Genomic DNA, 19,101 nt, shown 5'->3' on the forward strand with positions numbered 1-19,101 from the left:
GGGGCCCAAACGGCAACATACATGGACTTCAAAATTCGTGGTAAATTCCGGAGAATGCCCGGTGCGGCGGATCGGGTTCAAAAACTGTTCGCCGACCGCAAATTCGACTGATATATTTTATATATCTTTTGTTTATTATTTATTTATGTGCAGGTCTGCATGTTGGCGGCCTCGAATTTCGCTCGCACAGAAAGCTGAGCAACAGCGTATTACGAATACTAAAGCATGTTGGTATCCATGTTGGTGATTCAGAGGCTCCGAATGACGGAAACAGAGGGTCCGGAAGAGTCCGGACGAGGCTCGGTTTCACCCCGGCAGAGCGTGCATTGCCTTGCAGTGGACACTGTGACTTTTTGCGCCGTAATGCGGCACTCTGCATCACTTTCTTGCATCGCTGCCTTTCCATGCTTAACTTTGTCATACCGTTCGGGAAAGAACGGTACACTTAATAACCTGTAATATGAAATACTATGAATAGAGGGGAAGACGGAATAAGACGGAGAAAACGGAATTTACAAGTTCTCTATCTCTCCGGCGGACAATCCTGTCACCTGGCAGATGGTTTCGACCGGCAGGTTCAATGCCTTCATCCTTCGGGCATTCGCCTGCTTCTCTTCCATACGACCTTCGGCAAGCCCCTCCTGGCGACCTTCGGCAAGACCCTCCTGGCGGCCTTCCATAGCTGCCGTACTCAATACATCATTCTGAATCATAATCGCATTGATATGTTCATCATAAGCCAATTGTTCTGCCTTATTCATGTTATAATAGACAAGTTTACGACGCGCTTCCTCCAGTCCCGGAGCCTTGGTGTCGGGATGGATCACACCTGTCTTGAGATATTCAATCCACTCCTCAAGGGGCGTGACAGCCACTTTGTTGAACTCGTTCACACGAATAAGGAAATACTCAGGAAAGATCTCGGCAGGCAATTTACGGACGATGGCGTTCTTCTCTTTGGTGCTCACCTCCAGAAGGTCGCCCGTGTGGACACCCACGAAAGAGTTCTGACCGTGGTAAAGGTAATCAGTACCACGACCGATATCAAAGTAGAGGATACTGATGGAATACACCTTCTTAACCTCAGAGTAGAGCTGACCCAACTCGATATGCTCCGTGATCGCCTTGGCAACACCGAAAAGAATACGTTCCAGATAATAAATCTCACGGGTATTCTGAACCTCCACAATAATGATCTCGTCTTTGCTGTTACGCGCCTTTATGTCGACACGGTTGAATTTATCCGTTTCATTCAACTGATTGCCTTCACTCTCCAGAATCTCGACGATACGGATGGGCTCACCCAGCAAAACGGTGAGAAAACCCTCCAACACGCCGAAATTGGCCTTGTTACGCAACAGGCGTTTCACCGCCCAATCAAAACGAATATACCTGTCTTTCTGTTCCATCATATACGAATAATATCTATCCTACAAATATAAGTTTTAAAAAAGAACTATCCAAGCATACGGCGGAAGAAATAAGATGAACCGCCTTTAAACCATAAACGATGAACAGGCCACGCTGCATCGCATAGCTTGTTCATCGTTTACTGTCCATCGTTCAGGCTTGCGTCGGCCGGAACTTATCTCTGACCGAGCTGAGAATCGATAAAGAAGATACCGGCATCACCGGCTCTCTTAATCTTATCGACAATCCCTTGAGCGGTGGCTTCTTCTTCTACTTGTTCGCGAACGAATCCCCAAAGGAAATCCTGAGTCGCTTTATCTTTTTCGGCTGCGGCAATGTCAACCAAGGCATCTACCAGTTTAGAAACATGGCGTTCGTGCTCAAAGACGTGCTCAAACACTTCAAGAGGAGTACCCCAACCGGTGGGAACAACGTCAATCTTATCTACTTTGGCTATACCGCCGCGTTTGATAATATAATCGGCCATGGCATAAGCATGCCCCATCTCTTCCTGAGATTGCTTCTTCATCCAGTGTGCAAAACCGCTGAAACCTTCTCTTTCAAAATAGAAAGACATAGACAAATACAGATTAGAAGACCACATCTCGGCTGAAATCTGCTCGTTAATTGCATTCTGTAATTTTTCTGAAATCATGATCGTATTCATTTTAGGTTATTAAAATCACTACAAAAATAACAATTTTAAAAGAAAGGTTGTTCGGAGAAAGTGAAAAAAGAAGAGAAATCTTCCTTAAATCATCCGGACTACCGGACAGCCGGCCTATGACAGCATTACACCAACTCCTCTGAGATGTACCCTTTCGGCAGTTCACGGCAGTTATAGCCTGAAGCCATAATCTCGCCATAAGCACCGGCAGAACGCAGGGCTATCAGATCGCCACGCTTCACCTTATTCAGATCGACAGCCTTGCCGAATACGTCGGACGACTCACAGATGGGGCCCACCACGTCATAAGTTTCGACCACAGGATCTTCGGAAGTAAGGTTCTCCATCTTGTGATGTGCCTGATAGAGGGCGGGACGAATCAAATCGGTCATGCCCGCATCGAGGATGGCAAATTGCTTGTTGGTACCTTGCTTGACATAAAGTACTTTTGAAATCAGCGAACCGCATTGTCCCGTGATGGCACGTCCCAGCTCAAAATGCAAAGTCTGATGCGGACGAAGCTTCAGGTGCTCGTCGTATGTACGGAAATAGTCGGCAAAATCCGGAATAGGCTGACGGTTGGGGTGATCATAATCGATGCCCAGCCCACCGCCTACGTTGATATGCTCCACAAGGATGTGACGGGCTTCGAGCTTATCCTGCAGTTCGTTGACACGGTTGCATAGCGCTATGAAATCGCCCATATCGAGAATCTGAGAACCGATATGGAAATGAAGACCGATGAACTTCACATGCTTCAGCTCCAAAGCCACGTCGATCACCTTATCCATATCGTGCATGCTGATACCGAATTTGTTTTCGGCCAATCCGGTAGTGATATTGGCATGGGTATGCGCACCTACATTGGGATTGATGCGGAAAGCTACATTGGCAACTTTACCTTTGGCGGCAGCCAACTCGTTGATGACTTCCAACTCAGGCACCGACTCGACATTGAAACAGAAAATATCGTAATCGAGTCCCAGGTCGATTTCCCAATCAGCCTTACCGACTCCGGCAAAAACGATCTTCCCGGCAGGGAAACCGGCCTTGATGGCAGCGCGGATTTCGCCTCCGCTGACACAATCGGCACCCAGTCCACTTTCGCGGATGATGGTCAGTACCTTAGGATTGGCATTGGCCTTGACGGCATAGTGTACACTGAAATTGTCGTAACGTGCCACCTCACGGTTGACGCACGCCAGCGTGTCGCGAAGCACTTTCGTATCATAATAATAGAAAGGAGTCGGCAACTCGCGAAATTTATGAATGGGGAATACAGTTTTCATTTTGAAAAGTTACTAATCAGTTTTGAGTTTGATCTACCACAGAGTCACACAGAGTCTCACAGGGAAAGTTTTTTCTCTTCATCATCCTATTATATTATCAAAAGATTAAAACTCTGTGAGACTCTGTGTCACTCTGTGGTGAACCTAATTCGGTTTCTATTTGCCGTTGAACAACATGTCGCTGAGCGACTGTAAAGCCACCTTCTTGTCGCACTCACGAATCAGGAAGGAGATATTATAGTTGCTACCGCCAAACGAAATCATACGCACGGGGATGTCACGCATGGCATCGAGCGCTTTGGCTTCGAAACCTACATTCTCCCATTCCAAGTCACCCACGACACAGATGATACACATATCCTTGTCGACGGTAACGGTTCCGTACTTCTTCAGGTCATCCAGGATCTCGTTGAGATGCTTGGTGTTATCGACAGATACGGAAACTCCTACCTCAGATGTACAGATCATATCGATGGAAGTCTGGTAGCTCTCGAAGATTTCGAATACCTTGCGGAGGAAACCGTGTGCCAGCAACATGCGGCTCGATTTAATCTTAATGGCAGTAATATTACCCTTGGCAGCAACAGCCTTGATCTTGCCCTTTTCGGTATCATTGGAAATCAATGTACCTGGGGCATGCGGATCCATCGTGTTCAGCAGGCGAACCGGTATGTTGGCATACTTAGCCGGCTGGATACAAGTCGGGTGTAGAATCTTGGCACCGAAATAAGCCAACTCGGCAGCCTCTTCAAAGTGCAGCTGACGCACCGGGGCCGTTTTGTCGACAATGCGCGGGTCGTTATTGTGCATACCGTCGATATCCGTCCAGATCTGAATTTCGGAAGCGTGAATGGCAGCACCGACCAATGAAGCGGTATAGTCGCTTCCGCCACGCTGCAAGTTATCAATCTCGCCATAAGCATTGCGGCAGATGAATCCCTGAGTGATATAAATTTCAGCATCCGGATAGAGATCCAATTGTGCCTGAAGTTTATCCTTAATATAAACAGGATCGGGTTCCGCATTCTTATCAGTACGCATATATTCCAAAGCCGGAAGCAACACGGACTTCACACCGCACTCCTGCAAGTAGTAGTTGACCATAGCGGTGGAGATCAGCTCGCCCTGTGCCAGCACCACTTTCTCTTCGAACAATGTAAAGAGGTCTTTGGTGTATGAACGGATGTAGTCGAAATGAGATTTTATGACCTCCAGGCCTTTCTGTTTATACTCCTCAGTAGCGTAAAGTTCGTCAACATGCTGTTTATATTTAGCCTCCAGCTTATTGATAATCTCGTTGGCACCTTCCGGATTCTTCTTGTACAGATAGTCGGAAATCTCCACCAATGTGTTTGTTGTGCCCGACATAGCCGAGAGGACAACAATCTTTCTTTCACCATCGGTAATCAATTTGGCCACTTCCTTCATCCGCTGTGCAGAACCTACGGAAGTTCCTCCAAACTTTAAAACTTTCATTTTCGTTACTGTGTTAAAATTAGTATGTATATTAATTATTTTCTTTCTTCGCAAATTCGTCCGTCACATTGACAATGCGATGTTCGGCGCACCGGTATACCTGTCCGGGATATTCGGCTACCAACTGGAGGTTGTGAGTGGTCATCACTACCAGCGATCCGGCCTGACAGATGTTATGCAACAACTCTACAATGGCTTTTCCGGTCTCTACATCGAGGTTTCCGGTAGGTTCGTCCGCCAGGATAATCTCCGGAGAGTTGAGCATCGCACGCGCTATCACGATGCGCTGCTGCTCACCGCCCGAAAGCTCGTTTGGCAGTTTATAGCCCTTGTTCTCCATCCCGACAAGGTTGAGTACTTCGGCTATGCGTTCCTTGATTTCCTGTTTATTCTTCCATCCGGTGGCACGAAGCACAAACTCCAGATTATCGTTCACCGTACGATCGGTGAGCAGTTGGAAATCCTGAAAAACAATGCCCAGCTTGCGCCGCAACTGCGGAATGTGCTTGCGCTTGATGGATGTCATCCGATAACCGAGCACTTCGGCCTCACCGGCAGTCACATCGAGCTCGCCATAGAGGGTTTTGAGCAGGCTGGTCTTGCCGGAGCCCACTTTACCCACCAAATAAACGAACTCCCCCTTGTGCAGTTGCAAATTAACTTCGCTCAGCACACAGAGTTCCTGCTGATGTATCTCTACATCGGTATAGTGAATCAGTGTTTCGTCCATGAGTCGCTATGTCTTATCTGCAATTCGCGTGCCAGATCTTCGATGCGGTATCCTTTAGAGGTCAGCAATACAATCAGGTGGTAAATCAGGTCGGAACCTTCGTATATCAAACGGTCATCTGTACCGTTGGTAGCCTCGATCACTGTTTCCACCGCCTCTTCGCCTACTTTCTGCGCTATCTTGTTGATGCCGGACTGAAACAAGCTGGTGGTATACGACTTCTCGGGCATCTCTTCGTGACGTCTGTCGATGAAGTCCTGCAACAGTTTGAGGAACATGACCGGCTCTTCGTTCTTCTCGCCCCAGCAAGTATCGGTGCCGGTATGGCATACCGGGCCGACAGGATTTACCTGAATCAACAACGTGTCTTTGTCGCAATCTTCTTTAATAGAAACAACATTCAGGAAATTACCACTCTCTTCGCCTTTGGTCCACAAACGGTTCTTGGTACGGCTGAAAAAGGTTACTTTCCCGGTTTCAACAGTCTTCTCGTAAGCCTCTTTATTCATGAAGCCAAGCATCAGCACCTTGCGGGTGTCGTTGTCTTGTATGATGGCCGGAACGAGTCCGTTCATTTTATCAAAATCTAAATCCATGGTTCTTATTTATTATATTTTTGAGTTTGATTCACCACAAAGTAACATGGAGTCTCACAGCGTTTTAATCTCTTGTTTATAAGATATTAAGAGAAAACCATCTCTGTGGAACCCTGTGCTACTCTGTGGTGAGTCTGATTCGTTTCTATTCTTTCTTTAATCTTCAGGCTAAGATTTGCTTACGCTTTCTACCTGACGGTAATTCCCTGGCCGCAAAGATACGATTTTAATTCGGGAATTTTAATTTCTCCGAAGTGAAAAACACTGGCTGCCAGTGCGGCATCCGCTTTACCGAGCGTAAAAGCATCACGGAAGTGCTCCATTTGTCCGGCCCCACCCGATGCAATAACGGGAATGGAGAGTTGAGAAGCCAACTCGGCCAGGGCTTCATTGGCATATCCGGTCTTCACACCATCGTGATTCATACTGGTGAACAACACTTCGCCGGCTCCACGCTCCTGAGCTTCTTTGGTCCATGCCGTCAATTCCTTGTCGGTTTCGATACGTCCGCCATTGAGATAGCACTTCCACCCGTTCTCAGTCTGCTTGGCATCTACCGCAAGCACACATACCTGCGACCCGAAATGCTTGGCAATATCATCGATCAACTGCGGATGACGGATAGCGGAAGAGTTGATGGAAATCTTGTCGGCACCGGCATTGAGCAGGCGGTCCACATCACTCAACTCGTTGATCCCCCCCCCGACAGTAAACGGAATACTGATATTGGCAGCTATCCGCCGAACAAGCTCGGCAAAAGTTTTGCGACCTTCGTGGCTGGCCGTAATGTCGAGAAAAACCAACTCGTCTGCCCCCTGCTCGCTATAAGCACGTCCCAACTCCACCGGATCACCGGCTTGGCGCAAGTTTACGAAATTCGTCCCCTTTACGGTCTGACCGTCTTTGATATCAAGACAAGGTATGATTCTTTTTGCTAACACAACTATATATTTACGATTTTACGTTTGACAAATGATTCACTACAAAGCACACACCGGACTTTCGACAGGCATAAACACAACTCTGCCCCGCTATGCTGCCGTTAAAGAAATGCCTGAAGCTCTTTCAAAGTAATACGTCCTTCATAAAGGGCTTTACCGAAAATAACGGCAGGTACCCCGGCTTCGTGCAACGCTTCAATATCGGCTATACTGCTCACACCGCCACTGGCTATCAGATAAAGAGTGGGATGCTCTGCCAGAATCTCTTTATATAAATCCAAAGATGGCCCCGCCAGCATGCCGTCACAACTGATGTCGGTACAGATCACTTTCTCAATTCCTTTCTGGGTATAATCCTTCAAGAAAGGGAAAAGTTCACAAGTACTTTCGTCTTTCCATCCATTGACAGCTATTCTACGATCTTTAACATCGGCTCCCAAAATGATTTTCCCACTGCCATAACGGTCGATCCAACGGCAAAACAGGTCAGGGTTCCTGACGGCAATACTACCGCCGGTCACCATCTGCGCACCATTCTCAAAAGCAATTATCAGATCTTCATCACTCTTCAACCCACCGCCGAAATCGATAATCAACGATGTGCGACTGGCTATCAAGTCGAGTGTCCGGTAGTTGACCACATGATGCGAAGCGGCTCCATCCAGATCCACCACGTGCAAACGCCGGATACCGTTGGCCTCAAACTCTTTGGCAACTTCTACCGGATTTTCATTATATACCTTTTTACTGCCATAATCTCCCTGGGAGAGGCGTACGCACTTCCCATCGATAATATCAATGGCCGGAATCAATTCTATCATCTATCTGTTTTCAATTTACGGTTTAAAATCCCGGAGGGACTAAAGCTCCAGGAAATTCTTTATAATTCTTTCGCCCGCCTCACCGCTTTTTTCGGGATGAAACTGGGTGGCATAGAAATTATCTTTATGCAAAGCGGCACTGAAAGGCCGGATGTAATCGGTTTCGGCAGCGGTAAATTCACTGACGGGCACATAATAACTATGTACGAAATAGACAAATTCATCACGGGTGAATCCTTTGAACAGGTCACTCTTCAGGCAGCTGATGGTATTCCATCCCATGTGGGGAACTTTTTCCTCGTGCTTTCGAGGAGCAAAACGTTTCACATCGGTATCGAAAATACCCAGACAATCGACATTCCCCTCTTCGGAGAAGCGGCACATCAGTTGCATGCCCAGGCAAATGCCCAGCACCGGCTGACGGAGTTCTTTAATGAAACGATCCATGCCACTCTCCTTGAGATGAAGCATGGTAGTCTCGGCCTCTCCCACCCCGGGAAAGATCACTTTATCGGCAGCTTTCAGCACCTCTTTATCAGATGTAATCACTGCTTCCACCCCTAAGCGCTTCAAGGCATAGTCCACAGAACGGATGTTGCCTGCATTATATTTGATAACTGCTACTTTCATTTTAATGTTCTACATTTAGTTCGCAAAAATAACGAATTATTGCAAAACCACGAAAAATCAGAGCAGGAAGTTTGAATTAAAAGATAGATTTATAACAGATAGAAAGATTTTAGGCATATAAAATGAATAAGTATTATCCGAATGGAAAAACAGAGAGATAACCGAGACCTGATAAGACTATTATTTTTTCACACTTTTTTTTTCAAACTAAATACGTTCAGAATGAGGAACTAAGCCAAAACAGCTTCATTTTTTTCAAAAAACTTTTCGTTCAGCTATTGCAGGTTTCGGAAAAATGCCTACCTTTGCAACCGCAATCGAGAGAGATAGCAATTAAGAAATGAAATTCTGGTGCGTTAGTTCAGTTGGTTAGAATACATGCCTGTCACGCATGGGGTCACGGGTTCGAGTCCCGTACGCACCGCATCTCAAGTCTTAATTTAAAAATAAAATTGGTGCGTTAGTTCAGTTGGTTAGAATACATGCCTGTCACGCATGGGGTCACGGGTTCGAGTCCCGTACGCACCGCGAAAGCAAATAGCAAATTAAAGCAAAGCTCTGAAATTCAAGGATTTCAGGGCTTTTTCTTTTTCTCTGCTTCGGCAAAAAGCAGCGGTTTCAGGCAGTTCTCACGTGGCTTATCCGTGGGACTTTTTGAAAGCCGTTTTTGCTCCCACGAATTGACGCATTTGTCTTTGATTGTCAGCTTTTTGCGTAGTTGGTTTTTGAGTATGGAAAACTAATTTTGTACCACTTAAAAATCAATGAATTATGGGAGCAGTGAAAAGAAACACATTGAGCGTATTGTTCATCATCAAGAAATCGAAACTTCTGAAAAACGGTGAAGCTCCTATCTGCATGCGCATCACCGTGAACAAGCGAGTAGCCGAAGTTATGATTAAACGGAGCATTCCCGTAGATTTATGGAATCAGAAAAAGGAATGTTCCAAAGGGAAAGACCGTGTAGCCAACGAACTGAACCACTATATCAATACGGTTCGTGCCAAAATATTGCAGATACACCGTGAACTGGAAATAGACAATAAAACAATAACAGCCGATATAATAAAAGATTGTTTTTATGGACGTGATAAGGTACAGCGCAGCTTGCTGGAAGTTTATGCGGAACATAACGAGAAATGCCGTGCCCTGATTGGCAAGGAATATACGGAAAGCACCGTAACCAAGTTTGATACTTCCATAAACCGCTTGAAAGAGTATATCCGCAGTCGCTACCACCGTGATGATATGATGCTGGCAGAACTGGACGGGCAATTTATCCGTGATTTTGATTTTTGGCTGAAAACGGATAAGCACTGCCAAAACAATTCCGCATTAAAGTATTTGAAGAACTTGAAAAAGGTTGTCCGCATAGCTTTGGCTAACGGTTGGATAAAGAAAGACCCGTTTTACGGCATCCGTTTCAAGCAGGAGGAAGTAAACGTAGAGTTCCTCTCACGTGAGGAACTGGATATTCTGATGAACAAGGAATTTGCTATCAAAAGGCTGGAGCAGGTAAGGGATATTTTTGTCTTTTGCTGTTTCACCGCACTTGCTTTCGTTGATGTGCAGCAGTTAAGCCGTGAACATCTGATAAAAGACAATAACGGTGCTTTATGGATACGCAAGGCACGGCAGAAAACCAATCAGATGTGTAACATTCCCGTTTTATCCATTCCCCAAAGGATATTGGGGAAATATGAAGATAATGCGGAGTGTATAAAGAAAGGTGTGCTTTTACCCGTAATCAGTAATCAGCGCATGAATGCCTACTTGAAAGAAATCGCTGATTTATGCGGTATTGCCAAACGCTTAACTACACATGTTGCCCGCCATACTGCGGCTACCGTAGTTTTTCTCGCCAATGATGTGTCAATGGAAAATGTTTCTAAGATTTTGGGACATTCCAATATCAGAATGACACAACATTATGCAAAAGTTTTGGATAGTTCTATTATGCGGGAAATGCGGAATGTAGAAAAGAATTTTTCTTATGGAGATTGATTTTCATTATTTTGAGTATCTTTGAAAACAAAAAACTATGAATAAGTTACTATTAACCTTTCAGGAAATTAAGAATAGGATTACCGGGTTCAGTTTCCCTCTTTTTGGTGTATCATGGCAACCTAATGAATCAGAAATTAAAATTGCCCAAAATATAATCAACCAATTAGAAGATAGACGAGTTTTATATTCTCCTTATGAATTAGAACGTCCTCACTATTGTATAGAATCTATATTACGAATTAGAGAATGTCTAACCCAAGAAATATGTAAAGTTTCTCAAAATCAGAACATTTATCAAGATATACAATTATTAAGAGCAGCTTGTAGGAAATTTTTAGATACAATACAACCAATACAAGATGAAGTACACAATTGTGACTCCTTTACTACTATTAGTGGATGGATATTTTTATCTGCATTAGGAGAATTAAGGGGTGTATTTGGTATTATAATATCTAAACTTTCGGTTTCATACGGAATTCATATAAATGGAGAATTGATAAAAATAATTCCATCGAACGATATTGATGAATGATAAAAGAGCATTTTGCATGTTACTTCCCGAAGCCGAATAAGACATTAACAAAGATAAGCTCCGTATTCCGTCCGTTCAAGCCCAAGCCCTACGGGTTTTAAAGAAAATCTCCACACCTCACGATGTTCGGGTAGTATTTTCTTTAAAAGACTTGCACAGACGGACTACTACACTGGCAAAGTTAATGTTCTTAGTCAGTTTCGGGAAAAATGTATTCGGGGGACGGTAGATTATTCCTGCCGTTCTTCATTATAGCATGATTGCAGAAGTCTGTCTATATCGCTTTGGCGGTAGATAACCTTTCCCCGTATCTGAATATAGGGGATGATACCCGTATCTCTCCATTCCTGCAATGTGCGGATGCTAACTTTCAACAACTTAGACACCTCTCTGTTACTCAAAAAGCTATCTCCGCCCAATGATGGTTTATTCTCCTTTGCCAGTCGGTTGATACCGTCCAGCAAGCACTCCAAAGATTGAAAGAACTCTTTTACTGGTTCACTGTTTCCGTTTATCAATTCCATATTGAAATATTGTTTTATCGGTAGTTTGGAACATATCAGTCACGTAAATAGCTGCCATAATAAGAAATGGAAAGTATATCTTTCACTTTGTCATAACCGATATAGAGCCGCTTGAAGCCCTCTACAATGAAATAGCGGTTCTTCTCTTTCTGTATCTCGTAGGTGGCTGGTCTGGCTTGCCCGTTATCCGAGACACGGAGCATGGAAAGAAGATATTTCCGTCTGCTTGGATATATCATAATGGCAGGATGAAGATTCAGGCTTTCCCATGTGCCTGAAATAGCCGACAGCCTGAAAGAACAATTTGTTTCTGTTTCTTTTTTCATAGGACAATACTTATTTATGGTTTGACTTCTTGTTTTCGGTATATACTGCAACCAATCTTTCAATATCGGTAGCCTTATAGTACATCTTGTTCCCTATTTGGGAATAGCCCAGTTTCCCGCTATCCCGGTAATTCTGCAAACTTCGCAGGCTGATACCGAGCAGCGCACACACTTCACGGCTGGAAAGCCATTCTTCCGATTTTCGGGAACTTTCCATACAGATACTTTTCACCTGACTGGCAAAGGTGGAGAAACGCCTGCACACCAGTTGAAAGGTCTGTTCTTCGACAGCCACTACTTTCATGCCTGATTTCCTTTTGGCGGGTTGATGATACCTTTGTCGGCTTCTTCCCGATAGAGGGAGGAAATGACTTCTTTATAGCTGTTCAGGTGATGTTCCAATACATTGTCTATAAAGTTGCCGATGCTTATCCGCTTGCCCGCAATGACACCCACCATTCGGGCAATACATCCGTGTATCTCTCCACTGACATACACACTTTGACGGGTGCAGACCGTCCGTTTTTTGAGGAACAATGATTTATAACCGTCCCGTTCCCTGCTTCCCATTCCTTGCAAGGGTTGTTGTTTTACTTCTTCCATATATTCACTTTTTAAAGGTTGATAGATAATTCTTCATTCCTATTGAAAGAAAAAAGACATCCGTACAGATGGCTATATCTTTGGACAGCTTTCAAACAAGACATAAAGACATATTTACATCTTGTTTGATTGTCTTGTGTATTGCCTTATTTCAATCAATCCGCAACAAAGAAAATGGTAAAAACAGACGCTTTATAAAAAGCGGTTGTTTTGTCTTCCCTTGTCATGGATTGTCACGGCAGACCGTATTTCAGCAGCAAACGGTTGTCTGTAATTTTGCAGCGGATAAACGGACGGGGAAAGAAGCCTGACTGCTTGCTTCGGCAATCCGAGGGAACGAGGATTCTTGCTTTCAAACGAAAGCAGCAAGTTGTGTTTTCAGGTCCTCAGATGCTTCTGAGTGCCTGAAGACCTTGCACCTTTGCAGGTGGGCGGTTTCTCTCCGAAGTCGAGAACCTTGTAAAAATATCAGCTTATGGAACAGAAAAAGAAACGCTTCAACAAGGGAGGGCGAAAGCCCTTGTTAAACCCAAAAGTGCACCGCTATTCGTTTAATCTGGACGATGTGGAGAACGCCAAGTTCCTGTCGTTCTTTGACAGGTCGGGGTATACGGTAAAGGCACATTTCATCAAGAATTGTATTTTCGGCAAATCATTCAAGGTTGTGGTAAGGGACAAAAGTAAGGTGGACTATTATATCCAGCTGACACAATTCTATTCCCAGTTCAGGAAGATAGCCAACAATTACAATCAGGCGGTGAAAGAACTACATTCCAATTTTTCGGAAAGGAAAGCACTTGCGCTGCTTTACAGACTGGAACAATGCACCGTTGAACTGATAAAGACCAATGAAATGATAGTCCTGCTCTGCAAGCGGTTTGAGCAATCCTATCAGAGAGAGGGTATAATATCGGCGGATGAATGACGGGAACCTGCCAAAAAAGAAATATCCCGAAACTGCCCACGTGCCGCAATTTCGGAATAACTTCCTTACTGCTTATTATCTCCGTGCTCCTTCTCGAACTTTCGGAGCGTGCCCACATCGAACCGCTCCCTGATGAACTCCCTGACATCGGAAGCCCGATAATAGGCTTTGCCGCTAATCATCATGAAAGGGAGCTTTTTCTTGGCTCTCAATCTTTGCAGTGTACGGGTGCTGACCCTGAACAGCAGGCACAAATCCTGATTGTCCAGCAGCTTGTCACCCGGCATTACTTCGGGGTTGTTCTGCAAAGACCTCACACCTTTGCCCACTTCGTCCAACTTGTCGAGCAGTTTTTGCATCCACTCTCTAAACTCATAGTTTTCTATATACATATTCGCTTCATTTTTCAGGTTATACATAAATGATTACCAACCGGTTGATGAAGCAAAGTTCGGAAAATGGGAGTAAAAGAATTGTAGGGTAGCATACGCTACCCCGTATAAATTGGTGCTAAGTGATTGATTATCTATACCCTTTATTTATGTGTTCTTTTCGGATAAGGTTTGCCAACTCATTAAGAAACTCCGTTAATTTGGCAGGTTTCCGTTTGATGACATCCATATACTTTTGGTGATAATCTCCTAATTTGATATTAAAAAGCCATTCAAAGGCTTTGCCTAAGTCTGTCAAATGAACAGAAGTGCCATTTTGATATATTATCCGTTGAGAAAGGAATAAACCGTCAACAATTTCCATGATATTGATAAGGCTTGTTTTGTCTGCCAAATGGAGAGGGGAAAGATATAGGCTATTTGCGTGTTGCTGGAATTGTTCAGGGTATTTGATACGCAAGTTCACAATACGCACTTCTGTCTTGATTAGTTCTATTGCTTCATCAATCAAGTACAGATAGGGTATTTTTTTCTTGCTCAAACCGCATACGGTATGATTTAAGTCTGTGCAGTCCAAAAGAAAAATAGCGAAGCAAAACACTATAATTCTGTTCATTGGTACTAAAATTGGCTAAGTGAATAGCCAATTCTTCAATAGCTTCTACAAGTTCAGAGGCAGAAACTTTGTGCTGCGAGTATTCCGATAATAATCGGAAAAATCTCTGTTGGGATAATTGAGTCATAACCAATCTATTTAAGATTATAATCTAAATTTGAAAGAGTTTCTTCTACTTACATTTTTTACAATATCTTTATATAAACTACCGTCATAGCCGTTATATTTGGCATTTTTGTAAAGTTCTACAAGTTTGCGACTATAATCAAAAATCATATTATGGGATTTCTGTGATAAATTTGCTGCTAAAATTCCACTTCCCAAAACACCGGGATTACATGAAACGGTATTTTCTTTAATTGATTTCATTATAAGCTCCACACAAGTGTAGTTTTTGATATTTTCTTGTTGCAAACTTCTAATTACATATTGATTTATATGTCCTTTGTCTTGGTTGGTCATAAAGCCATACCAAAGTAAGCATTTCATTCCCGATTGGGTTGCTTTTACAAAAATATCAAGATAGGTTAAGTCCGATGCTCCTTTCTTGTCTATTTCGTATGGGTCTATATGAATAAAAGTAGATTTAGGAAGAGTAGGCAATAAATCAATCATTCCGTTTAAAGAGTCCATGTTAAGAAGCCGTACATCTGAATGAATTTTTATTTGTCCGGCATAGGATGATACGTTATCCAAAGCACTTTTTTCTATATCAAAAAAGATGAAATCGTTTACTCCTTTTAGAACATTCATTGCTAACCCCGGTGAACCTAAATAATTCCCTTTCAGCATTTCTGATTTTTCCAACTTATAATACATAGAATCTTTCAGCCCGTTTTCATCATTTGCCCGTTCCAAGAAATGATAAATGCCATATTGCTGTTCAGGAGTATGTTCCATTTGATAAATGGCACATGCAGAATTAGTTTCTATATAGGTCGAGGGATTTTCATTCTGAAGAATTTCACATAAGACCAAATGTTTTAAGACATCAGGTTGATTGCCAAAATGTTTATAGGTGCTCATACTATATTTATTAAAAAAATTGTGGCAGCAATATTAGGGCATATAAAACAAAAAAGCCTTGACCAAAGTCAAGACCTTTATTTTAATAGTATCTTTTTTCGTATTCGGCTAAGAGTTTCGGGCGTTATTCCCAAGAAGTGGGCTATTTCCTTTAAAGATAATTTTCCTTGTAAATCAGGACAGCGTTTCATCAAGGCTTGATAGCGTTGTTCAGGAGTGTCGCAATAGAAACCTAACAATCTCTGATATATTTCTGCAAACATCGTTTCTGCAATCCGTCTGCCCAAACGTTGAGTGTTCATATCAGTTTCCCAAAATTGATTTAGTCGGTTCAAAGAAAGAAGATACACCTCGCAATCGGTTGATGCTTGTATATTCACGGTAGCTCCCATTTTGTTTATAAAAGAAGGGTAGTCACAAACAAAATCATTTTTAAAACTATATCCAATTATCCACTCATTGCCATTAACGTCTATTCTTGATAAACGGAAAATGCCAGATACAACAAAGCCTATTTGATTTGTCATTTCATTCTGACGAATCAAATACTCATTTCTTTTTATTGTTGTAAATATGCCCTCTCTTAGAAAAAGTCTTTCTAATTCAGAGGTATCTAATATTTCTTTCTCTACATTAAACTTATCCATACTAAAATATTCAGTTTCAGAACAAAAATACAAATATTGGGGAAATAATAGTCCTTTACGCTTTCATTTATTCTCATAAAAGCGTTATATTTGCACCAACTCAAACAACCACCGCAACACCAAGCAATTAAGCGAATTGCACACGTGGGGTTATCAGTGGGAGAAAGAATAAAAGAGCTTGCTAAGATATTGAGTACGTGAAGAATAGTAGAAAAGTTCATCTTCCGTACGCACCGCAAAGGAGAATTAAGAACAAATATTTAGCACTGATATTCAATATATTAGTGCTTTTTTTATGTTCTTACCTTTGCTACACTTTTAAAAATAGTGTGCATAATGTGCGACTAACTATTAGTAACCCGTGCGACCACTCCATGCGTAACATTCATGTATTCTAACCACCTGAACTGATGGATGTTATATATTGGTTACTTTTTAAATATTATACCTTTACTTTTCGTGTCTCCGACACATAATATTCAGCTTCAAATTTGAATTCATAAGAACGTTTGATTTACTAACAATTAAATTAAATGTTATGAATACGTTTGCAGTTTCTTTTTTGGTTAGACCTTCTAAAAGCACTAAAGCCTTCTTTATTGCATTCAAAACCGACACGACTGTCACAAAAGCAAACCACCTATCCAGAAATAAAAAAAATAACTTTTGCCCAGCATATTTAAATACATGCCGAACAAAAGTTATTCATAGCAGACTACATCACGCACAAAAACAATCAGTTCGCTTCCATTTGCTTATCAAACGCTTGTTGAATCAACTCCATGATATCATCCAATTCATTCATATTCGAAATACCGACTTCTACATCGCCATTGCCCCATCGTCCCAAGTTGGATACATCTTTGCACAAACCTTTTGGATCAAGTATATCTGCAAATGCTACATTTAGAGAAAGGCGCAACCGGGATTTCTGAGGCACGACATCCACAAAGTTAGTATAAGCTTTAAAGGCAATGTACAACTTCTTGAGTTCCTCCTTTACGGAAGGATCTATATTCATTATCCTTCTGCGCAAGGCCTGAAACAGAGTAAGTATGTCTCCCTTCAGATATTCATAGTGCTCCAACGTATACTCTGCAGGATCTCTCTCCGCAGATCTATAAACTTCAAGTGTCTCCGGCGATAATAACGGAAACCTCCATATTTCTTTAGCTTTCTCAGCCAATTGCCCCGCACGCACAAGTATTTGCTCTTCATTCCACGAACTGATTCTCCTCAGATATGAATTGAGGCGAATAGGAGAATCGTCGAAACCTCCCTCCATACTCTTCTTTTCTTGGAACGGACGATCACTCAATTCCGAATTATAACCTGTCAGAGTCAGATTACCAAGTGTGTGTAAATATTTACCCTGGACTTCTACCCAACCTTCCCCTAACATCTCTTGCCATTCGTGTGATAGATTAGGATTTTGAGGCATGACATGTTCGATGGTATAATCAGAAATATTCACCATCTCCTTACGCTGAAAATTTTCCAACCGATTTAAAAGGTAGTTCCTGTTACGGAAATTATAAACATCTTTGGTTTGTAGGAAAGTAGTGAACTCCGTATCGTTCGGAAAGCGCTTATAACTATCCAGCAATAGGAATGCAGCTTTCAGACCATCCATATAATTCGCTTTATCGAATGACTTATAGAGAGTAGCGAACGTCTTATTCAAGCTATTTGTCGGTATGCCGCAAATGGCACGTCTGAACACATAGTTCTCAACCAGACAAAGAGCTTCGTAGAACTCGTCCCTGCTGATAACTTCGTTGACATAATCGTTGTACAACGGTAATAAAAACGGGTAACTAACGTCAACCCTCAACTGGCTGATGCGTTTGAAAGCCCCGCAAAGCAGCTTATCCGGCTCTTTGTGAAGAACCATGTTGACGTAATATCCGGAATAAGTATAAATGTCTTTGACTACTTCGCTGATAGTATCGGGAGCTTTTCCCCCTATCACATAGGCCTTGAAAGCATCGTACACCATATCGATACGAGGAATGGTACCTGTCTTCACTGATAAGTAATCGCGCATGAAGCTATTAAACAGCGCCGCATATTCACTACCATATCCTTGTTCCATAGGGTACCAATAAGATTCATAAAGTGAGGTCTGCAAGTGAACTTCTTGTCCCATCAGCACGTAATTGCGAATCAAGTCGGCTTGTGATAAATCAAGTCCCGTACTGTTCATACTTTCAAATATCAATTGTGGATTGTCCTTCTCCTTTTCAAGAGCCACATCCACAACAAACAGTCGCTGTACCCCGCTATAAATAGCTACCACATTCTCCTTGTTTATCTTACTTTTAAAGAAGTCATAGTTTTCAATGATGCGTTGTGACATCCCCTCGGACCGAGGAATCCCCTTCAATAAATTTATATAGGTATCTTTATCTCTCCGGGTCAGCAGAAGTTTATACCGCAATTCATTATCTTCTTCCGGGTTGATCAGATAATAGTTCTGAAGTTTAGTGAAGCTGGTATCTATCTCTACTGCATTCTCTTTTATAAAATCGGCAATAGCCGCTATCAGCAAAGAGACAGTGGTCAAGCGCTGCTGTCCATCAATAACCAGAAGTTTAGGCACATCGGACACTGTATGTATGCTCTCCTGAAAATAAACGATAGAACCGATAAAGTGCCCCTGGACGGCAGAATCGTTGCTAATACGCAAAATATCATTCAACAATTGATTGCATTGAACCAGTTGCCAACTGTATGTACGCTGATAAATGGGAATCACAAACTGTCGTGGTCCCTTTATGATGCTTAAAAGATTATTGGAAGATGCTTTCATAGATTATGCTTATTTTATGATAACAAAAGTATTCTTTTTCCCGATTATAAGAGAATAAAATAAGAAAATTATCAATAGTTTCCTGTTTTTTATCCGTTCATTGACCAATAATATTTCTCACTACCTTT

The 19,101-nt window shown here is 42.5% G+C and carries 22 protein-coding genes and 2 tRNA genes; 5 read left to right on the forward strand and 19 right to left on the reverse strand.

Annotation, left to right across the window (positions count from 1 at the left end):
- Positions 1–512: 512 nt before the first annotated feature.
- The 9 genes from BSHG_RS04225 to hisH form a co-directional block, all read right to left on the reverse strand.
- Positions 513–1,412, reverse strand: a complete 900-nt coding sequence (locus tag BSHG_RS04225) for an Rpn family recombination-promoting nuclease/putative transposase (protein WP_005788808.1) — start codon at positions 1,410–1,412, stop codon at positions 513–515.
- Between the two features lie 173 nt (positions 1,413–1,585).
- The gene (locus tag BSHG_RS04220) at positions 1,586–2,065 is read right to left on the reverse strand and encodes a ferritin (protein ID WP_005788812.1); all 480 of its coding nucleotides are present in this window, start codon (positions 2,063–2,065) and stop codon (positions 1,586–1,588) included.
- A 137-nt stretch (positions 2,066–2,202) separates the two neighbouring features.
- A complete protein-coding gene (gene lysA / locus BSHG_RS04215; RefSeq protein WP_005788814.1) occupies positions 2,203–3,366 on the reverse strand; it encodes a diaminopimelate decarboxylase in 1,164 nt (387 codons plus the stop codon).
- A gap of 156 nt (positions 3,367–3,522) precedes the next feature.
- A complete protein-coding gene (locus BSHG_RS04210; RefSeq protein ID WP_005788816.1) occupies positions 3,523–4,842 on the reverse strand; it encodes an aspartate kinase in 1,320 nt (439 codons plus the stop codon).
- A 31-nt stretch (positions 4,843–4,873) separates the two neighbouring features.
- Positions 4,874–5,572, reverse strand: a complete 699-nt coding sequence (locus BSHG_RS04205) for a cell division ATP-binding protein FtsE (protein ID WP_008660884.1) — start codon at positions 5,570–5,572, stop codon at positions 4,874–4,876.
- Positions 5,557–6,168 (reverse strand): bifunctional phosphoribosyl-AMP cyclohydrolase/phosphoribosyl-ATP diphosphatase HisIE, encoded by a 612-nt coding sequence (gene hisIE, locus BSHG_RS04200; RefSeq protein ID WP_005788819.1) that lies wholly within the window; start codon positions 6,166–6,168, stop codon positions 5,557–5,559. Before hisIE ends, BSHG_RS04205 begins: the two co-directional genes overlap by 16 nt.
- Positions 6,169–6,356: 188 nt before the next feature.
- The gene (hisF, locus tag BSHG_RS04195; RefSeq protein ID WP_005788820.1) at positions 6,357–7,109 is read right to left on the reverse strand and encodes an imidazole glycerol phosphate synthase subunit HisF; all 753 of its coding nucleotides are present in this window, start codon (positions 7,107–7,109) and stop codon (positions 6,357–6,359) included.
- A 101-nt stretch (positions 7,110–7,210) separates the two neighbouring features.
- Entirely contained in the window at positions 7,211–7,930 is a 720-nt protein-coding gene (hisA, locus tag BSHG_RS04190; protein WP_005803064.1) for a 1-(5-phosphoribosyl)-5-[(5-phosphoribosylamino)methylideneamino]imidazole-4-carboxamide isomerase, read from the reverse strand.
- Between the two features lie 39 nt (positions 7,931–7,969).
- The gene (gene hisH, locus BSHG_RS04185) at positions 7,970–8,560 is read right to left on the reverse strand and encodes an imidazole glycerol phosphate synthase subunit HisH (protein ID WP_005803062.1); all 591 of its coding nucleotides are present in this window, start codon (positions 8,558–8,560) and stop codon (positions 7,970–7,972) included.
- 350 nt (positions 8,561–8,910) lie between these two features.
- Between hisH and BSHG_RS04180 the strand changes: the two genes are divergently transcribed.
- The 4 genes from BSHG_RS04180 to BSHG_RS04165 all read left to right on the forward strand — a co-directional run bounded on the left by BSHG_RS04180 (position 8,911) and on the right by BSHG_RS04165 (position 11,102).
- Positions 8,911–8,984: transfer RNA gene (locus tag BSHG_RS04180), tRNA-Asp, on the forward strand.
- A 30-nt stretch (positions 8,985–9,014) separates the two neighbouring features.
- Positions 9,015–9,088 (forward strand) — tRNA-Asp (locus BSHG_RS04175).
- Positions 9,089–9,331: 243 nt separating this feature from the next.
- Positions 9,332–10,564, forward strand: coding sequence for a site-specific integrase (locus BSHG_RS04170; RefSeq protein ID WP_008660885.1), 1,233 nt, complete (start codon positions 9,332–9,334; stop codon positions 10,562–10,564).
- A 37-nt stretch (positions 10,565–10,601) separates the two neighbouring features.
- Positions 10,602–11,102 carry a DUF6650 family protein gene (locus tag BSHG_RS04165; RefSeq protein WP_008660887.1) on the forward strand — a complete coding sequence of 167 codons (501 nt, stop codon included), beginning with the start codon at positions 10,602–10,604 and terminating at the stop codon, positions 11,100–11,102.
- Between the two features lie 230 nt (positions 11,103–11,332).
- Here BSHG_RS04165 and BSHG_RS04160 read toward each other — a convergent pair whose 3' ends face one another.
- Genes BSHG_RS04160 through BSHG_RS04145 form a run of 4 tightly spaced genes read right to left on the reverse strand, consistent with a single transcriptional unit; the run spans position 11,333 to position 12,555 of the window.
- The gene (locus BSHG_RS04160) at positions 11,333–11,626 is read right to left on the reverse strand and encodes a helix-turn-helix domain-containing protein (RefSeq protein ID WP_008660888.1); all 294 of its coding nucleotides are present in this window, start codon (positions 11,624–11,626) and stop codon (positions 11,333–11,335) included.
- A 35-nt stretch (positions 11,627–11,661) separates the two neighbouring features.
- Positions 11,662–11,952: a DUF3876 domain-containing protein gene (locus BSHG_RS04155; RefSeq protein WP_008660891.1), complete on the reverse strand. Its 291-nt coding sequence runs from the start codon at positions 11,950–11,952 to the stop codon at positions 11,662–11,664.
- Positions 11,953–11,962: 10 nt separating this feature from the next.
- Complete coding sequence (locus BSHG_RS04150) at positions 11,963–12,256, reverse strand: helix-turn-helix domain-containing protein (protein WP_008660893.1); 294 nt, start codon at positions 12,254–12,256, stop codon at positions 11,963–11,965.
- Positions 12,253–12,555, reverse strand: a complete 303-nt coding sequence (locus tag BSHG_RS04145) for a DUF3408 domain-containing protein (protein ID WP_008660894.1) — start codon at positions 12,553–12,555, stop codon at positions 12,253–12,255. The genes BSHG_RS04150 and BSHG_RS04145 overlap by 4 nt, the downstream gene beginning before the upstream one ends.
- Before the next feature lie 475 nt (positions 12,556–13,030).
- Here BSHG_RS04145 and mobA point away from each other — a divergent pair, with 475 nt between their 5' ends.
- A complete protein-coding gene (gene mobA / locus BSHG_RS04135) occupies positions 13,031–13,480 on the forward strand; it encodes a conjugal transfer protein MobA (RefSeq protein WP_008660897.1) in 450 nt (149 codons plus the stop codon).
- A 65-nt stretch (positions 13,481–13,545) separates the two neighbouring features.
- On the opposite strand, the gene BSHG_RS04130 is transcribed toward mobA, so the two are convergent.
- From BSHG_RS04130 to BSHG_RS04110, 6 genes are all read right to left on the reverse strand, one after another.
- On the reverse strand, positions 13,546–13,872 hold the full coding sequence (locus tag BSHG_RS04130; protein WP_008660899.1) for a helix-turn-helix domain-containing protein: 327 nt from the start codon (positions 13,870–13,872) through the stop codon (positions 13,546–13,548).
- A gap of 130 nt (positions 13,873–14,002) precedes the next feature.
- Positions 14,003–14,383, reverse strand: coding sequence for an RteC domain-containing protein (locus BSHG_RS04125; protein WP_008660901.1), 381 nt, complete (start codon positions 14,381–14,383; stop codon positions 14,003–14,005).
- On the reverse strand, positions 14,376–14,615 hold the full coding sequence (locus BSHG_RS23595; RefSeq protein WP_008660903.1) for a hypothetical protein: 240 nt from the start codon (positions 14,613–14,615) through the stop codon (positions 14,376–14,378). The genes BSHG_RS04125 and BSHG_RS23595 overlap by 8 nt, the downstream gene beginning before the upstream one ends.
- A gap of 17 nt (positions 14,616–14,632) precedes the next feature.
- Complete coding sequence (locus BSHG_RS04120) at positions 14,633–15,514, reverse strand: hypothetical protein (protein ID WP_008660905.1); 882 nt, start codon at positions 15,512–15,514, stop codon at positions 14,633–14,635.
- Positions 15,515–15,591: 77 nt separating this feature from the next.
- Positions 15,592–16,161 (reverse strand): Crp/Fnr family transcriptional regulator, encoded by a 570-nt coding sequence (locus tag BSHG_RS04115; RefSeq protein WP_008660906.1) that lies wholly within the window; start codon positions 16,159–16,161, stop codon positions 15,592–15,594.
- A 736-nt stretch (positions 16,162–16,897) separates the two neighbouring features.
- Positions 16,898–18,973 (reverse strand): DUF262 and DUF1524 domain-containing protein, encoded by a 2,076-nt coding sequence (locus tag BSHG_RS04110; RefSeq protein ID WP_005798625.1) that lies wholly within the window; start codon positions 18,971–18,973, stop codon positions 16,898–16,900.
- Positions 18,974–19,101: the final 128 nt, after the last annotated feature.

Source organism: Bacteroides sp. 3_2_5 (assembly GCF_000159855.2).
GTDB classification, from domain to species: Bacteria; Bacteroidota; Bacteroidia; order Bacteroidales; family Bacteroidaceae; genus Bacteroides; species Bacteroides fragilis.

What these genes read in the sequence shown, in the direction of transcription:
- BSHG_RS04155 (WP_008660891.1), bottom strand. Translation starts at nt 11,952, where the DNA reads ATGAAAAAAGAAACAGAAACAAATTGTTCTTTCAGGCTGTCGGCTATT.
- BSHG_RS04150 (WP_008660893.1), bottom strand. Translation starts at nt 12,256, where the DNA reads ATGAAAGTAGTGGCTGTCGAAGAACAGACCTTTCAACTGGTGTGCAGG.
- BSHG_RS04165 (WP_008660887.1), top strand. Translation starts at nt 10,602, where the DNA reads ATGAATAAGTTACTATTAACCTTTCAGGAAATTAAGAATAGGATTACC.
- BSHG_RS04205 (WP_008660884.1), bottom strand. Translation starts at nt 5,572, where the DNA reads ATGGACGAAACACTGATTCACTATACCGATGTAGAGATACATCAGCAG.
- BSHG_RS04130 (WP_008660899.1), bottom strand. Translation starts at nt 13,872, where the DNA reads ATGTATATAGAAAACTATGAGTTTAGAGAGTGGATGCAAAAACTGCTC.
- BSHG_RS04170 (WP_008660885.1), top strand. Translation starts at nt 9,332, where the DNA reads ATGGGAGCAGTGAAAAGAAACACATTGAGCGTATTGTTCATCATCAAG.
- hisIE (WP_005788819.1), bottom strand. Translation starts at nt 6,168, where the DNA reads ATGGATTTAGATTTTGATAAAATGAACGGACTCGTTCCGGCCATCATA.
- hisA (WP_005803064.1), bottom strand. Translation starts at nt 7,930, where the DNA reads ATGATAGAATTGATTCCGGCCATTGATATTATCGATGGGAAGTGCGTA.
- BSHG_RS04160 (WP_008660888.1), bottom strand. Translation starts at nt 11,626, where the DNA reads ATGGAATTGATAAACGGAAACAGTGAACCAGTAAAAGAGTTCTTTCAA.
- lysA (WP_005788814.1), bottom strand. Translation starts at nt 3,366, where the DNA reads ATGAAAACTGTATTCCCCATTCATAAATTTCGCGAGTTGCCGACTCCT.
- BSHG_RS04115 (WP_008660906.1), bottom strand. Translation starts at nt 16,161, where the DNA reads ATGGATAAGTTTAATGTAGAGAAAGAAATATTAGATACCTCTGAATTA.
- BSHG_RS04110 (WP_005798625.1), bottom strand. Translation starts at nt 18,973, where the DNA reads ATGAAAGCATCTTCCAATAATCTTTTAAGCATCATAAAGGGACCACGA.
- BSHG_RS04120 (WP_008660905.1), bottom strand. Translation starts at nt 15,514, where the DNA reads ATGAGCACCTATAAACATTTTGGCAATCAACCTGATGTCTTAAAACAT.
- hisH (WP_005803062.1), bottom strand. Translation starts at nt 8,560, where the DNA reads ATGAAAGTAGCAGTTATCAAATATAATGCAGGCAACATCCGTTCTGTG.
- BSHG_RS04145 (WP_008660894.1), bottom strand. Translation starts at nt 12,555, where the DNA reads ATGGAAGAAGTAAAACAACAACCCTTGCAAGGAATGGGAAGCAGGGAA.
- BSHG_RS04210 (WP_005788816.1), bottom strand. Translation starts at nt 4,842, where the DNA reads ATGAAAGTTTTAAAGTTTGGAGGAACTTCCGTAGGTTCTGCACAGCGG.
- BSHG_RS04220 (WP_005788812.1), bottom strand. Translation starts at nt 2,065, where the DNA reads ATGATTTCAGAAAAATTACAGAATGCAATTAACGAGCAGATTTCAGCC.
- mobA (WP_008660897.1), top strand. Translation starts at nt 13,031, where the DNA reads ATGGAACAGAAAAAGAAACGCTTCAACAAGGGAGGGCGAAAGCCCTTG.
- BSHG_RS04225 (WP_005788808.1), bottom strand. Translation starts at nt 1,412, where the DNA reads ATGATGGAACAGAAAGACAGGTATATTCGTTTTGATTGGGCGGTGAAA.
- BSHG_RS23595 (WP_008660903.1), bottom strand. Translation starts at nt 14,615, where the DNA reads ATGACTCAATTATCCCAACAGAGATTTTTCCGATTATTATCGGAATAC.